Source organism: Streptomyces wedmorensis, from assembly GCF_000716445.1.
GTDB classification, from domain to species: domain Bacteria; phylum Actinomycetota; class Actinomycetes; order Streptomycetales; family Streptomycetaceae; genus Streptomyces; species Streptomyces wedmorensis.
Window position 1 is genome coordinate 1 of the sequence record NZ_JNWK01000251.1, and the last position, 202, is coordinate 202.

Below are 202 nucleotides of genomic sequence, written 5' to 3' on the forward strand. Positions count from 1 at the left end.
GCCCGGCGCGGTGGCGGTGATCTCGTCCTTCCAGTGGTTCAGCACTGAGAGCGGCGCGACCACCAGCGTCGGACCGGCGGTGGCGGGGGTGGCCTGCCGCAGAAGGTGGGCGGCGATCGTCTGCACCGTCTTGCCCAGGCCCATCTCGTCGGCGAGGATTCCGCCCAGGCCCAGCGCGGCCACCTTCGTCATCCAGCGCACA

The 202-nt window shown here is 71.8% G+C and carries 1 protein-coding gene; it reads right to left on the bottom strand.

Annotated elements, in window-relative coordinates; all coding sequences use genetic code 11:
- Nucleotides 1-202: SNF2-related protein (locus OO54_RS41295; protein WP_157856625.1), on the bottom strand; the 202-nt coding region annotated here is incomplete at both ends.